We start from the raw sequence: 18,833 nt of genomic DNA on the forward strand, positions 1-18,833 counted from the left end.
AAAAGGAGGGACAGGCTAACGAACCGGAAAAAATAAACAAACGAGAAAAAAAATTGCAGGGAACGGGTGGAGCCACATAACTTAAACGAATATGCAGATTCGTGAGGAGAGCAGCTTTAGTCCCCCGGCTTAGGGTTTCTTATAAGGCAGGATGCGACAGGCAAATGGAATATAGTATTATATTGTAAAGATTTTAAAATATCCGGTAAAGGTATTGCCATAATATCCCCCCTCCCGCCATTTTAATATGCGTCATCGTTTCGGCTTCGCATGCTAAGTCCCTGACCATACCCGCAACTTGAATCCTGCTTTTGGAACGTTTTTTACGGGGAAAATTTACAAGCGGAGCGTCCGGAAATTTTTCCCTAAAACCCTTCAGGGCCTGAACGTGGAAAAAGCGGGATTCAAGTTATCTTCCTTAAAGGGACTGCATGGGAAGCCAAATATGAGGTGGTCTGGTTGAAGCAGGATGGGAGTATTCTGTTTCTATAATTATGTATTTTCATGTGAAAAAACAGAACGCATGCCTGCTTGAATAATTTAGCCTTCCTCCTCTTTTTCGTTTTTCTCACCCAGCAAATGACAAAGGTCGGGGTCTTTACGGATGCGCTCCTTCTCATTCTCTATTATATTAAGGACATCCCGTTTGATTTGGTTGTAGTTCCGTTCTATCTGCTCCCTCATAATATCATTTCCGTTCTCATCCTTAAAATCATTGATAACAGGAATCTTTTTATAGGCTTTGGTTTCCGTTGCTACTTTTTCATTGTCCACGACAATCATCGCATGGAAAATTTTCTGGTCTATCTTCTCCCCGAAATTATCGGCGACCGAACCCACGAACATACCTTGTGACAGGTTGGCGATCTTGGATGCCGGAATCAGGGAATCCATCTGTGTATTGATAGAGGTGGATGTATCCTGCCTGTTGATCGAAATAGACTGCCTTTTTTGAAGAACTTTCCCGAAACGTTCCGACAGGTTCTTAGCCGTTTCCCCGACAACCTGTCCCGAAAAGATATTCCCGACCGTATTTTGAATCACCTTGCTTTCCTTGTCCCCATAGTCGCGGTTTAACTGTGAATAATCCTGGAAACCGAGGCAAACCGCCACTTTATTGCTGCGGGCGGTAGCTATCAGGTTATCCAAGCCCCGGAAATAAATAGTTGGCAACTCATCAATGATAACCGAAGATTTAAGTTGCTCCTTTTTGTTTATTAACTTCACAATACGACTATTGTACAAACCCAATGCCGCCGAATAAATATTTTGCCTGTCGGGGTTGTTACCAACACAAAGTATTTTTGGTTCTTTCGGATTGTTGATATCTAACGTAAAATCGTTACCTGTCATTACCCAATACAGTTGTGGGCTTATCATTCTGGATAAGGGAATTTTGGCACTCGCAATCTGGCCATAGGCTAAGCACCCGGCGCCTTGCCACTTTTCACGGTGGTAGGTTTCCAAGCACTCGCCTCCGAACCGTACGTACACATTCCTGCGTATACGGCTCTCCATTAATTCATTCAGTCTAATGTACCTGCGTGTATCTTGTGATGGCATTTTATACATACTGCTAACGTTTTTCGTTTACGAGCAATCATCTTAACTTCCCATTCGGATTTGCCTTTCAGGTCTTTGAGTTTACGGACGTGGTGCATTTCGAGTTCGTCGGTCGAACCGCAAAGTTCACAAACTCCGGCTTGCAGCCTCGTTATAAGTCCATTTCGACCTCCTGTTATAGCAATCGTGTTAGGAAGACTGTCATTTAGATTCACATCAGGTGTTTCGTTACGTTTGAAACCTTTGTCGTAAAATTCTCGATAAAAAGTGTGCCCCCTCTTATTGGTGTAAGGAATAGCAAATACACCTTTCTTTTTGTATTTTGCTATTATCTTTTTCTTGGAAGTACGGTATTTGCCTGCATACGTTTTATACATGCTGTACTCCATGATATTATAGAAGGAGTCGATAATACAGCTATTATTTGCGATTGAGTAATAATTGTAGAAGCCTATGATTTCCGAATTATACTGGCTAATGATTTCCAGATCATCCAGATTTCTCATATAGCTACGTCCTGTGGGCTTCCAAAACTCCGTGCCATTTTTCTTAGTGATTTTCACTGCGTTATAGGCTAATAGTTTGTTTCGCATCACTTCGGTTGTTACATAAAGAACGATCTTGTGATCGTAGCTTCTGACTAGATGCCCGTTCTTATCCCTATGGGTATCATTGGAATTGCGTACAAAGATGTCGTATCCAAGAAATTTAGCTGATTTCTGTGCATTGGTTATCAGTGTCTTTTCGTCCGACAGTTCCAACTTTAAGACATTATACAAATAATTTTTGATATCATCTTTAATTTGTTTACAGTCTTCTTTACTTCCAATAACGCTTATTAGAAAATCATCTGCATATCTCACATATTTCAGACGTTTGATATTGCTATCCATTTCATCACCAGCAGGATATTTCAGGCGTTCTTTTATTATTTCTCGTATTTGCTCATTAAGCTGTTTTCTTTGTGTTTCATCGTTTACATTTTCGAGTTTCTTTTTCAGCTTTGCTTTCTGATGTCCAAGTCTTTTGGCAATAGGATTTTCTTTTCTCCTTGTTCCCTTATCAAATCTAAGGATATATTCTTTCATGTATTTGTCAAACTTGTCTAGATAGATATTAGCCAAAATTGGGCTGATAATTCCACCTTGCGGAGTTCCACTATACGATTTGCGAAATACCCAATCCTCGATATATCCGGCATTAAGGAATTTACGGATAAGTCTTATGAACCTATCATCTGCTATGCGCTCTTTCAGCATACTAATCAGTATTTCGTGATTAATATTATCGAAGAATCCTTTAATGTCGCCCTCGATAAACCACCTTGTACCATTACACGAATTCTGAATGCTTTTTAGAGCAGTATGGCAACTCTTCTTAGGTCTGAACCCGTGAGAAGATTTCTCAAAACTACCTTCATAAATTGCTTCCAGAATAAGTCTGATTGCCTCTTGCAGAAGTTTATCATAAAATGCAGGAATGCCCAAAGGACGTTTCTTTCCATTTTTCTTTGGAATATATGTCCTTTTGGAAGGATAAGGATGATACGTTTCATCTTTTAACGTATCAATCAACTGTTTAACTTTGGATATACTAAAGCCGTCAATGGTTTTCCCATCGACACCTTTGGTCATGTTGCCTGGTTTAGCATAAATGCGCTCATAGGCAAGATAATACATTTCCTCGTTAAACAGAATCCTGTACAGCCTTTCAAACTTGTAAGTCAAGTCGCTGCTGTGTTCGGTTAGACTGTTTAATACTTTTTCCGGATTTCTCATGTCTCTCACAATTTCCTTTAATCATATTAAACTGAATTAACTGCCCCCCTTCGCCGTGCAGTTTTACCTGCGTGTACAAGGCTTTCCCTTGCTCAGACTACTACGGAGGCTCTGTTACCATGTCGGATATTCAGGGGCAGACCCCATAGCCTTACAACTGGCTTTCCGATTTAGGTAATCCCCGTTTAGGTACACAATAACATAATCTGAAATTCAGATTAGTTTGGCAGATAGATTGTCGGATACGACTTTCGTCCTTTACTATGTATGTAGTTGCGTCGTAGTAAGTTCTTTTGCTCAAAGCCCCTGCAAGGTGAGCTTGAGTACCACGATATGACGGGTTTCGATTCTTTTGAAATCGTATAACTACCTTACGTCAAAGCCTAACCATCTGACCGCTCAGACTATCGTTCAATCAATACAGACTTTATCCTCATATCTATCGTTTCATCTAGCCACTCAGTCGAGACAGGGTAGTTTGTCCACTTGTGGCGTTCCCGAGCATGCTACACTCCCCGTCGTCTTTCGTTGACGGATAAGCCGGGTGATGATAGGTTATTTTTTCAAAGAACGCGAACCTAATCTCTTGCCAAAGAGATATTTATTGAGTACCCTTACGGGCGCACCTGGAGTTGATCCTGGGCGCCTGATTGCCATGCGTCCATAAAGGGAGAAAGGTAATTTTCGAGGGCCGGATAAGAAGTGAGGATGGTGAATATATCGGCATAGGGTTTATTCAGAAATTCTATGGCATGGGGAAACGTGCAATATTTTCCTTCCTTATATATTTTAAGGTACCAGATAATAGCTGCCAGTAGGATAATCGGCGATTCGACAAAGAAGTCACCCTGTTTCTGAATCCAGCTGCGGTTCAAATTTAACATAATTGTATAGGCCGATTCATATGCGTCGCTGATGTCGGTCATAAATTCCGGTGCAATCGGGTTACAGCGGTGGGATTTATGCGGGTCATCGAAATTGATCACATAGAATTTAGGTTTTACCTCATAATTGTGCATATTCTTAAGAAGCTCGTTATAGGCAATCACCGACAAATCATCGAACTTATAGTCGTAGATATAAACGGCAAAGCCTTTGGAAATCTGCTGCCTGATAAAATTATTGACCACGGCGTAGGATTTTCCCGAGCCCGGCGTTCCTAGTACCGTTGTAGCCCTGAACGGATTAACGACGTTGATCCATCCGTCCCATGTCTTGCCCTGATAGTAAAATGTTGTCGGGAGGTTTACCGAATATTCGTTCTCTATCAGCCTGGTTTCCTGCATAAAGCTCTCGTTCTCTTCATTGAAGACGTCTTTCATGAGATCGTGCTTAAGCATCCGGCTTACCCATACGCCAGCCATCAGTAACAATATGTACCCGGTGGTAAGCGTAAGCGCATACAGTCCCATATTTACCACAGGGGGGAAAGGCAGGTGCAGTATCCACCAGTTCATGAAAAAGAATACCAACCCGGAAAGCAGGGCCGCGTATATTTTCTCCCATGTAATCTTTTCGTTCTTGACTCCTTTTGTTCCCAGGCAGCTAAGCGCAAGGAAAATGACGGCGAACATTTTTGTCAGCAGTAAATTGCTGAACAGGCCTGCCGTCTTCTGAAAGTTCAGGAGTATTTTATCGGCTACCCCGATGTTGATCCCCATACCGAGTACCGCTTCATAGCAGTACCAGTAGATATGGATTACACAAAATAAAATGGATATGGCCCGCATGAATTCCATCACTTTGGCCAATCCCCTCAAATCGTCTTCCTGTTGCATAATAAAATCAATTAGTTAATTTGAAAATGTGCCGATGTGCCAATAATGTAACAGCATATCAGCGAATTAGTTAATTTAAAAATTTACAGCTTTGGACCACGCGGCTTTTTCTTCCTGTGTTTCATCCGGTTGGTAAAGGCAATTTCTTCGTAATTGTCCCCGTGCTGTTCAAAGCTAAATATGCCGAATGCCTGCTCGATAGCCGATTCCATTTCCGAAGCAGCCGAAGGGAAGTCTCCCGCAAGGGTGTCTTTCCAAAGGTTGCCGTCCCCAGCCCGGTTAGTGAGCCGGGGCTCGTCCGAAGGCACGTTAAACAGGCTGTTGAACCGGTTGGCTGAAAATTCTTTTCCGAAGCGGGAACCGTTGTAGACCTCCTTTGAATGATGGTCGATAAATGTTACCCCGTATATGCGTCCTTCTTCATTCTCGCGGAGAACGGCATCGATACCGTATCCCTTGAGTACAGATGCAAACCTGTTCCGGTCTCCGCCGGAGCCATGCATTGCCAGGGCAACTTCATTTTTTATCCGGGGTTTCCATTTTCCGGCCCTGAACTCTTTGCTGTTATGCTTCATGCGTTTGTTCAAGCCATCATAACCGAAACTGTTTCCAACGAGTGAAGACTTGACCGGTTTGCTGACAGGCTTTCCCGTATCATCCGTAATTGAATAAACAATACCGGTGAAGGGAACACCTTCGTGTTCCCCCTTTACCTGCCTGGCTTCTATATTGAAGCACGAAAGCAAAGCGCTGTATTCCCCGAAAGTCTGGTAACGGTAGGAATTCCTCACGCTTTTAAGGATATTGGCAATCTGGGTTTTGATATCGCCTTTACCATAATCAGCCTTTTTCAGGTAAGGTTCGAGCAGTTCGTTCTTCTTATCGGCGACATTTTTAAGCCCGTACTTCTGTTCCAGGTCCCGGCAGGCTTTCATCGAACGGTTCCATTCGTAGGTGTCGGATATTTTATCACCCTTTTCATTTACACAGGTCGAAACGATATGTATATGCCTGCGTCCGGTATCTTCATGTATATATACGATGTATGGCTGGTCACCGTATCCCATGCGGTCCATATAGTCTTTAGCCAGTTCCGAAAACTGCTTGTCCGGCAGGTAATCTTCCGGCGACGGATTCAGGGAAATATGTAAAATCGGCTTTTCGGTATTCTTATTGGCAAGCAGGTAGTTTTCGAATGAAAGCATTGTTTGCTGAATGACTTTATCCGTATTCCCGGTCATATCCGTAATCATCCGGTGCCCGGAAATGACCCTTGCCGCAGCATTGTTTACCTTCTGCTGGTTGTAAATCAACGCACCGTAAAGCGAGCTTCCCCTGTTTATTTTAGCAACCATCTTTCTTCGTATTCTTTCGTTAGCGCTATGATTTGTTTGCTTAAAAGGATCAGTCCGATGGTCGCTTTTTCCAGTTTATAGAGCAAAGCGAGCGCTCTTTTTTCACTGAAATTGGTCTTCAAAGCCTTCACCGTCTGGTTATAATTGTTCCCTATCATTTGGAACTGGTGGTAGAAATTGGTCAGCCGGATGTAATAATCCATCGTCGCCTTATCCACTTTTACTATCTTGATTTCCTTTGAAAAGAGGGCATGATGGATAAAACGGCTTATATTCTCGACTCCCGATTGTTCCAGAAGGAGGCGGAATTTGTCGTTTTCTTCATCGTTCAGGTTGACTGTATACCTGTATTTCGATGGGTCCTTTTTAGGCTTCCGTCCCACCGTTTTATTTTTCCTGCTCTTATTATCGTCTGTCATACCGACAATATTTAGTTACTGATAATCATTCATACACGATTTACGACTTTGGAGTAAATCGCCCCGAGCCGAAAGGCGAGTGGCAAGTTGTTTCGCGCTGCAAGAAGTATTTCGTGCAGCAAGAAACACAACTTGCCATGTTCGCTTGAACATAAATTTGCCTGCTGCAAATTATTGGCCGCCGCGCATATCTTCCTGTTTTGTAGGGTGATTTTGCCATTGTCGTAACTGTATATCATTTCAAAAGCAAAGTTAGGCCCGATCATCTGCGTATAAAATAGATCGTATTATGTAACAAGACGACATACGGTGTCATATATCGTCAGTGAAGAAAAAAAGGGAGGTAAAAAGGAGAATTCGGCTTTTATTTGCGGCAATAATGCAAACGTGCATCAGGGCAATAACAGAATAATGCCGCAGGGCTATAAAGCAATCATGTGACGGGACAAGGATGCCGCGGGGCAGTGATATACTATTGCAGTCATGCAGGATGGTGACAGGGTAGCAGCGCTTCAACATAATAATACGATACCGCAGGAGTGCAATCATGCAATACTATGCTATCACAACAAAATAGCAAGGCACTGATGTCTTACCGCAAGAATGCAACCGTGTGACGATGCAAGGTAGTAATCGTGCTTCGATGCCATAGGGCAATAATACATTCCTGCATGACCGCTTCGATGCACGGGCGCAAGGTCACATGCCTGCAATATGATAGCAATGCTTTACTGCCATGCCACGTCATTGCATGGATGCGGCAAGGCAATGCAACAAAACAAATTATTTTTTTTACTAAAAACAATTTTAAGATGAAACAGACATTATTGGTAGCCATGTCCAACCAAAAGGGAGGCGTAGGCAAATCGACGGTAACTATCCTGCTGGCTGGTTACCTGCATTATGTGAAAGGGAAAAATGTGGCAGTCGTCGACTGCGACACGCTCCAGCACAGTATAAGCCACATGCGTAAGAGGGATATGCAGACGGTCGGGAAGACAGACGAGTACAAGCAATTGATGATGGTTCAATGGGAACATATCCGGAAAAAGGCTTATGCCGTTGTCGATTCCTCTCCTGCGGGCGCGAGGGATAAGATAGGAGAATTGCTGGAGGCCGATCCTGATCTCGATATTATCCTTGTGGACCTTCCGGGAAGCCTTTCCTCGGACGGTGTATTCAAGACCATTATCAATATGGACTATGTCCTGACGCCGATTGTAGCGGACAGGATCGTTATGCAAAGCACCATGTCGTTCGCTACGGCCGTTCTCGATTACCTGAAAGGAAAGCCCGGGATACCCCTGAAAGATTTCCTCTTTTTCTGGAATAAGGTAGACCGGCGTGCCAGTACGGAGGTATATGACGCCTACCGCGAAATAATGGAACGGCTTAACCTGAAAGTCATGGAAACGGTACTCCCCGAATCGAGGCGCTTCGATAAGGAACTATCGGTGAAAGGAAAACCATTTTTCAGGAGCACCCTTTTCCCGCCTCCCCCCAAATTGTTGAAAGGCAGTTGTATCGATGATTTAGCGGAAGAACTGTGTAAAATACTAAACTTATAACGGTATGGCAAAAAGAAAAGAAGTCGATGTGGACGAAGAGCTTATCAAGTCCATGATGACGGGAGATATTCCCCGCCTGGGCAGTGAGCCTGTAAAGGAAAAACCGGTAGATACGGAAATAGATGTTCCGGCAGGAAATATTGAAGAAGAACCGGAGAAAGAGGCCGTACAATCCAAAGCAAGGCGCAGGCGTGAGCCGAAGGATTATATGTCCCTGTTCTTAAAAAAGAATACCGGGACAAAGAGGCAGACTTATGTCAATGCGGATTTATACGATAAGATTTCAAAAATTCTCAGTATTGTCGCCAAAGACATCAGCGTCCCTAATTTTATTGATAATGTATTGGAGAACCACCTGAAAGAATACAGGGATGAGATTAACGATATGTACAGGAATAATACCGATTTATTTTTATAGTTATGACAGAGAATTATATCCATTTTACAGTCAGGCTGCTTGCATGCGGTTATATCCTGTACAGGTGCTGGATAATCGTATTTGATGAAAACTTATTCGGCATATGGGATAAAATCCCGGTCAGGCCTCCGAAGGATGCCCCGGAACCTGTTATTGCAGCGGTAACGGAAAAAGAAGTATCGGATGTAGTCGGAAAAACGGCATTTGTTTATCTGGAAGATCCTGAATTGGCGGCAAAAGTTCCCGCATATAGCGAGAAACTGGAACCATCCGGTTTTATGGGGGAAGAGCCGGAAATATCGGATGATGACGTGGAATCGGCTTTGTCTGCTTCATCTGTTACACAGGAAGAATTGGAGGAAGAACAAGAACGTTTTGAAGCGATGGATGACCTGGCTCCGGGACTCGATCCGGACTTCTCAGCCGGACTCACTTATGAAGAAATGGCAAATGCCGTAGGTGTATTGACTGTAGCCACAGACGATGAAAAGCAAATTATCGAGGCTGCAACGACTATACACCGTATCAAGGATACCGACCTCTTTGAATTCTTCACCAATCAGGTAAGCAACCTGGATAATGTGGAAAAACTAATGGGTGACTGTCTGGATGATGACGGAAAACCTTTGGCTATAAGAAAATCAAAGAGAATGACGGAAGGTATGGAATCTTTTGACATGGGAAAGTATGTGTGAACTGATTGACACAAAAGTAGTCTAATCTAATCCCCAAAGAAAAAAAAGAAAAAACCGCCTTTCTTAGATTTTTTATATCTTTTTTGGAAATCGTCTCTATCTTTTTTGCTATGCACAAATCTCTTAATTTCTTTGGCTTCCATATTGGCAGATATCAATTTCTCTGCTATTGTCATACGCAATCGTTCCCCTTTATCCCAATTATGATATCCGAGATCAGGAGTATGCTTATCTAATAACTCCCAATTAGGAGTATACAATTCAGCGTTCATTATTGTCGTATATACATAATTAAAACTAATTTCAAGAAGGATGATGGATTCTTTAATTGGAAAATTAAATGCTATTGCAACCAGAAAGAAATTAGCTTTTTCTTCTAGGGGAGACCTTCCGGAAAAGTCTATATCATTTTTTTCAATGATCTTCATCCAATGAAGAGGTGAAATCTCCAGAGTTAGACTATCGTTAGGGTTTATTAAATCTATAATGAGGAAGAATAATCTTGAACTTATTTGGTCATTATCCTTAATCCATTTTACAACCTGTTTCCTAGATTTTTCTAAAACAAGATAATAGTTATCGGGTAAATCTTTTTCATTTTCATTAACCCAATTTAATATATTTACGGCTGCATTTGGTACATAATCTACTATAAGAGAGTAATCAATTGGAATATTCTCATTCAAGAAAAGATTAAGCATCTCTTGCCAATTAATATTGAGATCTTTTATAGTTACTAAGTTTTTGAAATTCTCATATAATAATTGTTTGTTTGTATACCAATATTCTGACATAGATACAATATCAGGATTCATCATTACACAAACACTTAATAACTCTCGGTATTTACTATTCATTATTTGTAATAAATCAGGAGTTAGGTGCTTGCTTAAAAGCAACAAATATTTATGTAACTCGGTATTTGGGATTATCTCTGATTGTGTTATTGCATTTGAGAAATATTTTAAGCTATCAATCGAATTATCTGATATAAATCTAACTAATCGTTGTTCATAATTTAAATCAGTTAAATTAAATGATTTAAGATAAGGGCTGGTTAATAACCCAAATAACAATTTACCTTCATCAAAGAGATTAAGATTATTATTTCCAATTAATGAAAATTTGAGCTTTCTTGCCTCAGTTGGGGATATAAAAGACTCTCCTAGTAATTTTATAATTTCAGTTTCAGATATTTTTATATTCTTGTCTGTTAAGAGTTTGTAAAATTTACAAATGGATAGAGATTGTTGTTTACCTCTGCTTACATCTTTACTAAAATTTTGCAAAAATGCAAAATATGAAGCAGGGATTTTTTCTGATAATCTCGTTAAATATAAAATATTATCATCAATACGAAGTTCTTTATTATTTAAATTGGGAATTACTTCAAATATAGAGCTCTTTATGAATTGTCTATTATTTGATGACTTTAGAATTTGAATATCAGGATTAACATCTTCATTCAATTTTATTAATTCAGTTGTTCCCATGGTAAAAGAAAAACTATTCTTTTGATTATAAGGAAGTATATTCCATAGAGAAATAATATATTCCTCCAAATCTGTTTCTCTTGCATATTGAGCTATAATAGGCTTATCAGTTGCAAAATATGAAAAGAATATATTGTACAATGCTTGATTGAGAATAGAAGATAAAGATTGAATCTCAGGATTCATATTCACCAGTAAATTGTCTCCTATATCTAATGATTTATTGTATGACGAAAAAACTTTACCTGTATCAGGGCGTACAAATAAATTCCTTATTATATATTTGAAATTGTTTATTTTGAAAAGACTTTCGAAAGGTATTAATAATGAATGCGTCCACACGCAACCAGGACGTTTCATTTCAGGAGCATACCATGTAGTAGCTATTACATAGAATTTCTCCTCTAATAAAGGATAACCTTTTAGATAATAATCTTCAAGAGATAAATTACCAGAAATATCGCTCTGAATACGCATATATCTAGCATCTTTAACTGATAATGATATGGATGAAGCTAGTAACTCATGCCCATCTTTATATCCATGTAAGACCTGTTCAATTTTCATTTTGCTCAATAAGCCAATTTAAAGGTAAAGATATGTCATTATTCTCTCCTTCGCAATCTACAATTCTTATTCTCTCTGTTAAATCTTCGTATTCTTGAATTTGTCGCATGTCTTGATTATTTTTATAATCTCCCCCTTGAGCACTAACTCCCCATATTTTGTATTTAATACCAGAGTTTTTAAGAAACATGTGGAATAACGGACAACTCTCTTTTATATATTTTTCTGGTGTAAAGTCTTTAATCGTGTCCCAAGCAGAGACAATAACTGCAATGTTTTTTATTTTATTTCTATTTTTCAGAGCAATGATTAAATCAGTTATTATTGCTTGCGATTGTGATATTTCAAAGTTAGTTAAATTGCTTAAGTCTTGCTCTTCTACATGCGCTTCGTCAATCTCATTTGGTTTGACTACATCTCCAATATACCGATCGACTTTTAATGAATTTGGATGAATAAACAATAAAATAGAATTTGTATTCATCATTTTTTTCGATAAATTACTACTTATTGTTCTGCTATCGTAAATATCCTTATATAACTCCCCTGAAACATCGGGGAAGTTTAGTTTTAAAACTTTACTATCATCTTTTATGATATCTAATTCAATAGAATAAAATGTTCCAGTATTTGAACGTTCTATCTCTTCAAACACAGCCCATTTAGCATGAATTTCCTCTAAATATTTTCTATCAGATTGCCGAATGTTTAATTTCAAAGAATGCTTCTTTTCATTCAAAATATGCCATAGTGCAGCGATAAAAGACGTTTTACCTGAACCTGGTAACCCCACAAGAATTGTACTAATTTGCTCACTCATTATTATTTTATTTTTGAAAAGTATCGTTTTACAGATGCCTGTTCGGCTTTATTGCCCTTTATTTCAGCACTATATTCCCAATTATTTTTTTTCATTACAAATGATTCAAAAAAAGAATCAATGTCTATAGCTTCATCTAAATTTTTTCTAAAAATATTATCTCTTGTAAAATCTTGGAAGACTAGCTCAAACATAGATAATTTATCTTCGATTTGTTTCTTCATATTATCTATAAAAGTTTTATGTTTGGCATCCCCTTTGATTCGAGTGTTTATAATATCCCATTTCGTAAATATTATATGAATTTTTGTTCTGTAACTCAGCATATTTTCCTCAATAAAAATGTCTAATAGTTTTAGGCTGTTTACTTTTATGTAATTACGCTTAGACAAATCTGTGATTTGGTCGCCATCAATTAATAAAGAAAAAGAATCAGCTCTCTTTAATAAAGTAAATTCTTTGCAGAATATTGAAGATTTTAACATGTCCTTAAAATCTTCACCAGATAAGTCTGTAATTGCTAAATTGATAGTGTTATTTGGATTACATATCTCTAAATGTAGAATGTCCATTTCTCCAGATTTAGTCCTCACAAATGTGGGCTCATTATTCCCTGAAGACATTCGGCATAGTGCATCTCTTCGTTCAAAACCAGCTAACGTTAAAGATGATTTAAACTCATACTCTGCAATTGTACCCTTTTTCACCAATGGTTGATAAAGTGCATTCAATAATGTTGTTTTACCAGCATCAGGTAAACCAGCAAAAACTATTACTCTTGTCAATTTTTCTGACATTAACGATTTTAGTCCATCAGTGTCTAGTCGAAGTCCGTTATGGATAGTACTAATCTCCTCCGAATCTCCTTCTGCTAGTTCTGTACTATTTTGTTTTTCTGAAATGTTTCCCAATTCATCATCATCTTCAGAGTCGTTTTCCCCTTCATCCAGTTTTGATGTTATATCTTCGTCCTCTGTAACAGCATTCAACTTTGATAATATATCCTCAGGCATTGTTTAATAATTTATATAATAGACATTCGTTGTAAACCTCTTTAGCATAAGAGCTAATAGTTAATTCCAACTCAAAATTAACTCTAAACTGATCTTTAATTAACTTTAGAAAAGAATCTTTTTGCTCAGTATCGGCAAGTGATTTCAGTGCAGACAGAATAGGACAATATAAATTCGCAGCATCAGAAATATGAAGATTATTGAAATCTAAAGTTGCATTAACGAAATTATTAAATAGTATTTTCGTTTCAGTTACATCAATTTTACAAATCTGGTACTTCTTTTCTATTAATACATCAACTTTAGCCATGGGCAAGTTAATAGTTGTACAATCACTAAGTTCTTTACCAAATATCAAAGCTAACTCAACTTTATTACGTCCTTCATATTTTTGCTGGTCTCCTGCATAAATATCGCTAATGAGCCATCCATAGCAATTTAATTCATCTCCCAACACTTGTTGGTTTTTGTTTAATTTATTAAAGGCAGATATAACCTTTGATATTGTCTCATTAACTTCTTTTTCACTTCTCAAGTTAGAAACAGACTCTATTTCCCTATTGTTAAGTATTGTTTCAGTCAATGTACTCTTTACTTCATCAACAATACTTTTATTTAAATATTCAAGGTTCGTTGAGAACGTGAGAGTATCGAATACTAAACCAATACATACTTTATAATCTCTCCTATTCTTCAATACAACAGAATTGTATAATATTGCTCCTGCAAGAATTCTTTGCTCAGTTTCTTTACTTTCAATAGTATATATAGGACTTTTACTATCAAAATATTTTATGAACTTTGTGAGAAATTCCTCGTTCGTTTTGTTTAGCAGATAATACCGAGAACATGATAGAAGAAAATCTAATTTTTCATTTTTATAAATCTCCTCAAGAACTTCAATTCTGCTATTGAGTTTATCTTGATCTAATGATTGTTCACCTAATACCTGATACCAGCTAACTAATTTACTTTCCAGCATATTTTGTTCCTATTAAAGTTAATAATTCAACAAGTCTATTTTGTTCCCTTAAACGTTTATATATCAGATCAACTCTATCCAACATAGGCAATAGTTCATCTTCATTAGAAGTAACATTGAGCTCTTTTCCTATTTGAAGTTGTTCGAGTGGATTTTTCATGCTAAAATATTCATACCAAACTTTAGATTCATCAGTCTTTTTAATATTTTGAGACTGTTTCCTGTTATTAATTATACTTTTTCTCAAATCTGGCTCTAGTTCATATATAACTTTTTCTGCTTCTTCAAATGTACGTGTATCAATACTCCATCTTCGAGAATTTATCGCAACTTTCATTTTTTCATTTTCAATTGAAATATCAATTATGTTATATACAGGTTCATAAGGATGCTCACTTCTGGATGGCTGCATTGCTCCTGAATATATTTTAAGAATATTTTCCTTGCATTCAGTCTTAGCATTATGTTCGTGCCCAAATAATTGAATTGAAGCTCTACTATCTAGTAGTTTTTTTATCGTTTCTCCATCCTTTAACCATTGTATAGGGTGGTGACACATTGATAAATGTATTACATTTTCTTCATGGGTTGATATTAAGGCTTGAATCTCCCCAATACATAATTTTGCCATATCATGATTTGGATCATCATCAAGTTCAGGAATATATGACAGAAGTGCACTATTGATCCCCCTAATTTTTAGTTTATACACTCCGTCAATATCTAGAATTCTATCACAGCAAATATGATCATGCTCTATCTGATACTTTTTAACAAACTTATAATAGGGAATAAAAGGCAATAATAATACATCTTTATCTTCTTTTCTTAACCATGCTTTTTCTAATAAATCATCATATTTTTCAATATTCTGCTCCCTTAATACTGAACGCAATTCATTACATGCAAGACTAATTTGGCTTCTATTGACATCATGGTTTCCAGGTATTAAAAAAATGTTTTGGTTTTCACAACCTGTTTTTAGGCAAACATTGTTAATCCATTGGCTGGCATCCTCATATTCTTCATCTTTACCCGAAAATGCAATATCTCCACAGATCAAAATATGATTTATCTGTGTACTATCATCTTTCAATACTCTAGATAAATCCTGGATTATTTCGTTTTGAATTTCTCTATCCTTATCCCACCTAGCATCTTTATAATTATAAAAATGAATGTCAGAGAAATGTAGTAGTCGTAAAGGCATATTTTTATATTTTATACTCAAATCATATTTTACATTAAAATCCACATATAACCTAGCTTAAGAATCAAGGATATAAAATAAATAAGCCCAAATTTACATAGATATATTCAGCAATTAATCAGAAAGTGTAAGAAAATAATTATTTCTATCTTATAAAAAATCATACTTGACTGATTTTAAATAAATGCCTCTTAATTGAATCATATTAATATATGAGCCATAAATTGTAACTTATAGAATCTTTATTGTAATTAAGAGTCTTTATTCCTCCGATAAAATAGTTCAATCTATTTTTCATATCGATGACACGTGATGACATACGGTGTAACATATCGTCAGGGCTTTAAATCAACATTTTATACACTATATATTCGCTGCCGGATTCATTTTTTTGTATCACTTTTTAATATTTCGACAATGAAAAAAAGAGTATTGTTTTCAGCAGTATTACTGTTAAGTATGTTGGGAGTATTTGCCCAGGGCAACGGCATGCAGGGCATCACCGACGCCACCAATATGGTGACATCCTATTTCGATCCGGCCACCAAACTTATCTATGCCATCGGGGCCGTTGTAGGACTCATCGGAGGGGTAAAAGTCTACTCGAAGTTTTCGAGTGGCGACCCCGACACCTCCAAGACCGCCGCCTCGTGGTTCGGGGCGTGTATCTTCCTGATTGTAGCCGCTACAATTCTTAGATCTTTTTTCCTGTAAGGGTCACAGATCCTCTTATTAATCTTTTAATAACGAAAAAGAATGGCAGCATATTCAATCAATAAAGGAATCGGCAAGCCCGCTGAGTTTAAGGGCCTCAAATCGCAGTACCTGTTCATCTTCGCAGGCGGGCTGCTGGGCGTATTCGTAGTCTTTGTGATTATGTATATGGTCGGCATCAGCCAGTTGATCTGCATCGGGTTCGGGGTTGTTACCGCCGGGACACTGGTCTGGTGCACTTTTTACCTGAATGATAAATACGGGGAATTCGGGCTCATGAAGTTGCAGGCTATCCGTAACCATCCCCGCTATATCATCAACCGCAGGCGCATTATTCGACTTATCTCCCGTATCAAAAGAAAGGAGGATCTATGCGGAATACGCTAACAGCAGCTACATTAGAGAGCAAGTTTCCGCTACTGGCAGTAGAGCATGACTGTATCCTGAGTAAAGACGCGGATATAACGGTCGCCTACCGGATAGAACTGCCCGAACTGTTTACCGTCACCTCTCCCGAATACGAAGCGATCCACGCGGCTTGGGCAAAAGCGATAAAAGTATTGCCCAACTATTCGGTTGTCTGTAAACAAGACTGGTTTACCGAAGAGGATTACAAACCGGAGTTGCAAAAGGAAGACATCAGTTTCCTGTCCCGCAGTTTCGAGCGTCATTTCAACGAACGGCCGTTTTTGAATCACACTTGCTACCTCTTTCTGACCAAGACAACCAAAGAGCGGGCTAAACAGCAAAGCAGCTTTACAGCTCTTACCCGTGGCTTTATCGTCCCAAAGGAAATGCAGGACAGGGAAACGGCGCAAAAATTCCTGGAGTCAGTCGGGCAGTTCGAACGGATTATTAACGATTCGGGATTTATTAAACTGCATCGATTGACTACCGATGAGATTGTAGGCGGCCAATCCCCGGCCAATCCCGAAGGGACGGGAGCGGCAGGCATTATCGAAAAGTATTTTTCCTTATCGCAGAATGACACGACCTGTCTACAGGATATGGCGCTCGGTGCGGGCGAAATGAAGGTCGGGGACAAGTATCTGTGCCTGCATACCCTTTCGGATGCGGATGACCTGCCGGGCAAGGTAGAGACAGATACCCGTTATGAACGGCTATCCACGGATAGAAGCGACTGCCGTTTGTCTTTCGCAGCCCCTATCGGGGTATTGCTGACCTGTAACCATATGGTGAATCAATATATCTTTATCGATGACCATGCGGAGAACCTGAAACGTTTTGAAAGGCAGGCAAGGAATATGCACTCGCTGTCAAGGTACAGCCGTTCAAACCAGATAAACAAGCAGTGGATCGAAGAGTATCTCAATGATGCGCATAGCTTCGGCTTAACCTCCGTGCGTTGCCATGTCAACGTAATGGCATGGAGCGAGGACAAAGAAGAACTAGGCCGAATCAAAAACGATGTGGGCAGCCAGTTGGCTTTGATGGGATGCAAGCCCCGGCACAATACGGTCGATACGCCGACCTTGTTCTGGGCGGGTATTCCGGGTAACCAGGGGGATTTCCCGGGTGAAGAGAGCTTTTACACCTTTATCGAGCAGGCCTTGTGCTTCTTTGTGGAGGAAACAAACTACAAAAGTTCACCTTCTCCATTCGGTATTAAGATGGTAGACCGGGTAACAGGCAAGCCGCTCCATGTGGATATATCCGACTTGCCGATGAAGAAAGGGATTATCTCCAACCGTAACAAGTTCGTGTTGGGGCCTTCGGGTAGCGGCAAGTCCTTTTTTATGAACCATATGGTCAGACAGTATTGGGAGCAGGGCACGCATGTCGTCCTTGTCGATACGGGAAACTCTTATCAGGGCTTGTGTGAGATGATCCGCAGCAAGACCAAAGGGGAAGACGGGATTTACTTTACCTATACCGAAAAAAAGCCGATCTCGTTCAATCCGTTCTATACCGACGACGGGCAGTTCGATGTGGAGAAAAAGGACAGTTTGAGAACCTTGCTGCTGACCCTTTGGAAGAGCGAGGACGATAAGATCACCAAGACCGAATCGGGAGAACTGGGCAGCGCTGTGGATGAATATATCACAAAGATCCAGACCGATAGTAGTATTGTCCCAAGCTTCAACACTTTTTATGAGTTTATGCGGGATGAGTATAAGGCCGCGTTGAAAGAAAGGGAGATAGAGGTAAGCAAGGCTGACTTCAATATCGATAACCTGCTGACTACCCTCCGGCAATATTACCGGGGCGGGCGCTTCGACTTCCTGCTGAACTCGGACAAGGAACTGGACCTGCTGAACAAACGCTTTATCGTCTTCGAAATCGATGCTATCAAAGAGAACCGCGACCTTTTCCCGGTTGTAACGATTATCATTATGGAAGCTTTTATCAATAAGTTACGCCACCTGGAAGGCGTCCGGAAACAGTTTATATGCGAAGAGGCCTGGCTGTGACATGTAAGTCTTGTGAGTGATTGTTCAA

The 18,833-nt window shown here is 39.3% G+C and carries 14 protein-coding genes and 2 pseudogenes; 6 read left to right on the top strand and 10 right to left on the bottom strand.

The window, feature by feature from the left end; all coding sequences use genetic code 11:
• Window positions 1-540: 540 nt before the first annotated feature.
• From ACYQ3L_RS05810 to mobA, 5 genes and pseudogenes are all read right to left on the bottom strand, one after another.
• Window positions 541-1,419: pseudogene (locus tag ACYQ3L_RS05810) on the bottom strand (TraM recognition domain-containing protein); the annotation flags it as partial.
• 107 nt (window positions 1,420-1,526) lie between these two features.
• Window positions 1,527-3,341, bottom strand: coding sequence for a reverse transcriptase domain-containing protein (locus ACYQ3L_RS05815; protein WP_380002105.1), 1,815 nt, complete (start codon window positions 3,339-3,341; stop codon window positions 1,527-1,529).
• A 626-nt stretch (window positions 3,342-3,967) separates the two neighbouring features.
• Window positions 3,968-5,119: pseudogene (locus ACYQ3L_RS05820) on the bottom strand (YWFCY domain-containing protein); the annotation flags it as partial.
• Window positions 5,120-5,202: 83 nt separating this feature from the next.
• Window positions 5,203-6,474, bottom strand: coding sequence for a conjugal transfer protein MobB (gene mobB / locus ACYQ3L_RS05825; protein WP_379997301.1), 1,272 nt, complete (start codon window positions 6,472-6,474; stop codon window positions 5,203-5,205).
• A complete protein-coding gene (mobA, locus tag ACYQ3L_RS05830; protein ID WP_379997299.1) occupies window positions 6,459-6,893 on the bottom strand; it encodes a conjugal transfer protein MobA in 435 nt (144 codons plus the stop codon). The genes mobB and mobA overlap by 16 nt, the downstream gene beginning before the upstream one ends.
• An 812-nt stretch (window positions 6,894-7,705) precedes the next feature.
• Between mobA and ACYQ3L_RS05835 the strand changes: the two genes are divergently transcribed.
• Genes ACYQ3L_RS05835 through ACYQ3L_RS05845 form a run of 3 tightly spaced genes read left to right on the top strand, consistent with a single transcriptional unit; the run spans window position 7,706 to window position 9,574 of the window.
• Window positions 7,706-8,461: a ParA family protein gene (locus tag ACYQ3L_RS05835; RefSeq protein ID WP_379997297.1), complete on the top strand. Its 756-nt coding sequence runs from the start codon at window positions 7,706-7,708 to the stop codon at window positions 8,459-8,461.
• 4 nt (window positions 8,462-8,465) lie between these two features.
• Window positions 8,466-8,879, top strand: a complete 414-nt coding sequence (locus ACYQ3L_RS05840) for a DUF3408 domain-containing protein (protein ID WP_379997295.1) — start codon at window positions 8,466-8,468, stop codon at window positions 8,877-8,879.
• 2 nt (window positions 8,880-8,881) lie between these two features.
• Window positions 8,882-9,574: a DUF4122 family protein gene (locus ACYQ3L_RS05845; RefSeq protein WP_379997293.1), complete on the top strand. Its 693-nt coding sequence runs from the start codon at window positions 8,882-8,884 to the stop codon at window positions 9,572-9,574.
• Between the two features lie 26 nt (window positions 9,575-9,600).
• On the opposite strand, the gene ACYQ3L_RS05850 is transcribed toward ACYQ3L_RS05845, so the two are convergent.
• The 5 genes from ACYQ3L_RS05850 to ACYQ3L_RS05870 are packed head-to-tail and all read right to left on the bottom strand — an operon-like array spanning window position 9,601 to window position 15,704.
• Complete coding sequence (locus ACYQ3L_RS05850; RefSeq protein ID WP_379997291.1) at window positions 9,601-11,634, bottom strand: GAP1-N1 domain-containing protein; 2,034 nt, start codon at window positions 11,632-11,634, stop codon at window positions 9,601-9,603.
• Window positions 11,624-12,454, bottom strand: a complete 831-nt coding sequence (locus ACYQ3L_RS05855) for a TRAFAC clade GTPase domain-containing protein (protein WP_379997289.1) — start codon at window positions 12,452-12,454, stop codon at window positions 11,624-11,626. Before ACYQ3L_RS05855 ends, ACYQ3L_RS05850 begins: the two co-directional genes overlap by 11 nt.
• 2 nt (window positions 12,455-12,456) lie before the next feature.
• Entirely contained in the window at window positions 12,457-13,467 is a 1,011-nt protein-coding gene (locus ACYQ3L_RS05860; protein WP_379997287.1) for a TRAFAC clade GTPase domain-containing protein, read from the bottom strand.
• Window positions 13,460-14,449: a hypothetical protein gene (locus tag ACYQ3L_RS05865; RefSeq protein WP_379997285.1), complete on the bottom strand. Its 990-nt coding sequence runs from the start codon at window positions 14,447-14,449 to the stop codon at window positions 13,460-13,462. The genes ACYQ3L_RS05860 and ACYQ3L_RS05865 overlap by 8 nt, the downstream gene beginning before the upstream one ends.
• Window positions 14,436-15,704, bottom strand: coding sequence for a metallophosphoesterase family protein (locus ACYQ3L_RS05870; protein ID WP_379997283.1), 1,269 nt, complete (start codon window positions 15,702-15,704; stop codon window positions 14,436-14,438). Before ACYQ3L_RS05870 ends, ACYQ3L_RS05865 begins: the two co-directional genes overlap by 14 nt.
• A 372-nt stretch (window positions 15,705-16,076) precedes the next feature.
• On the opposite strand from ACYQ3L_RS05870, the gene ACYQ3L_RS05875 reads away from it, so the two are divergent.
• The 3 genes from ACYQ3L_RS05875 to ACYQ3L_RS05885 are packed head-to-tail and all read left to right on the top strand — an operon-like array spanning window position 16,077 to window position 18,805.
• A complete protein-coding gene (locus ACYQ3L_RS05875; RefSeq protein ID WP_379997281.1) occupies window positions 16,077-16,373 on the top strand; it encodes a DUF4134 domain-containing protein in 297 nt (98 codons plus the stop codon).
• Window positions 16,374-16,415: 42 nt separating this feature from the next.
• Window positions 16,416-16,760: a DUF4133 domain-containing protein gene (locus ACYQ3L_RS05880; RefSeq protein WP_379997279.1), complete on the top strand. Its 345-nt coding sequence runs from the start codon at window positions 16,416-16,418 to the stop codon at window positions 16,758-16,760.
• Complete coding sequence (locus ACYQ3L_RS05885; protein WP_379997277.1) at window positions 16,745-18,805, top strand: TraG family conjugative transposon ATPase; 2,061 nt, start codon at window positions 16,745-16,747, stop codon at window positions 18,803-18,805. The genes ACYQ3L_RS05880 and ACYQ3L_RS05885 overlap by 16 nt, the downstream gene beginning before the upstream one ends.
• Window positions 18,806-18,833: the final 28 nt, after the last annotated feature.

The organism is Dysgonomonas termitidis, assembly GCF_054657735.1.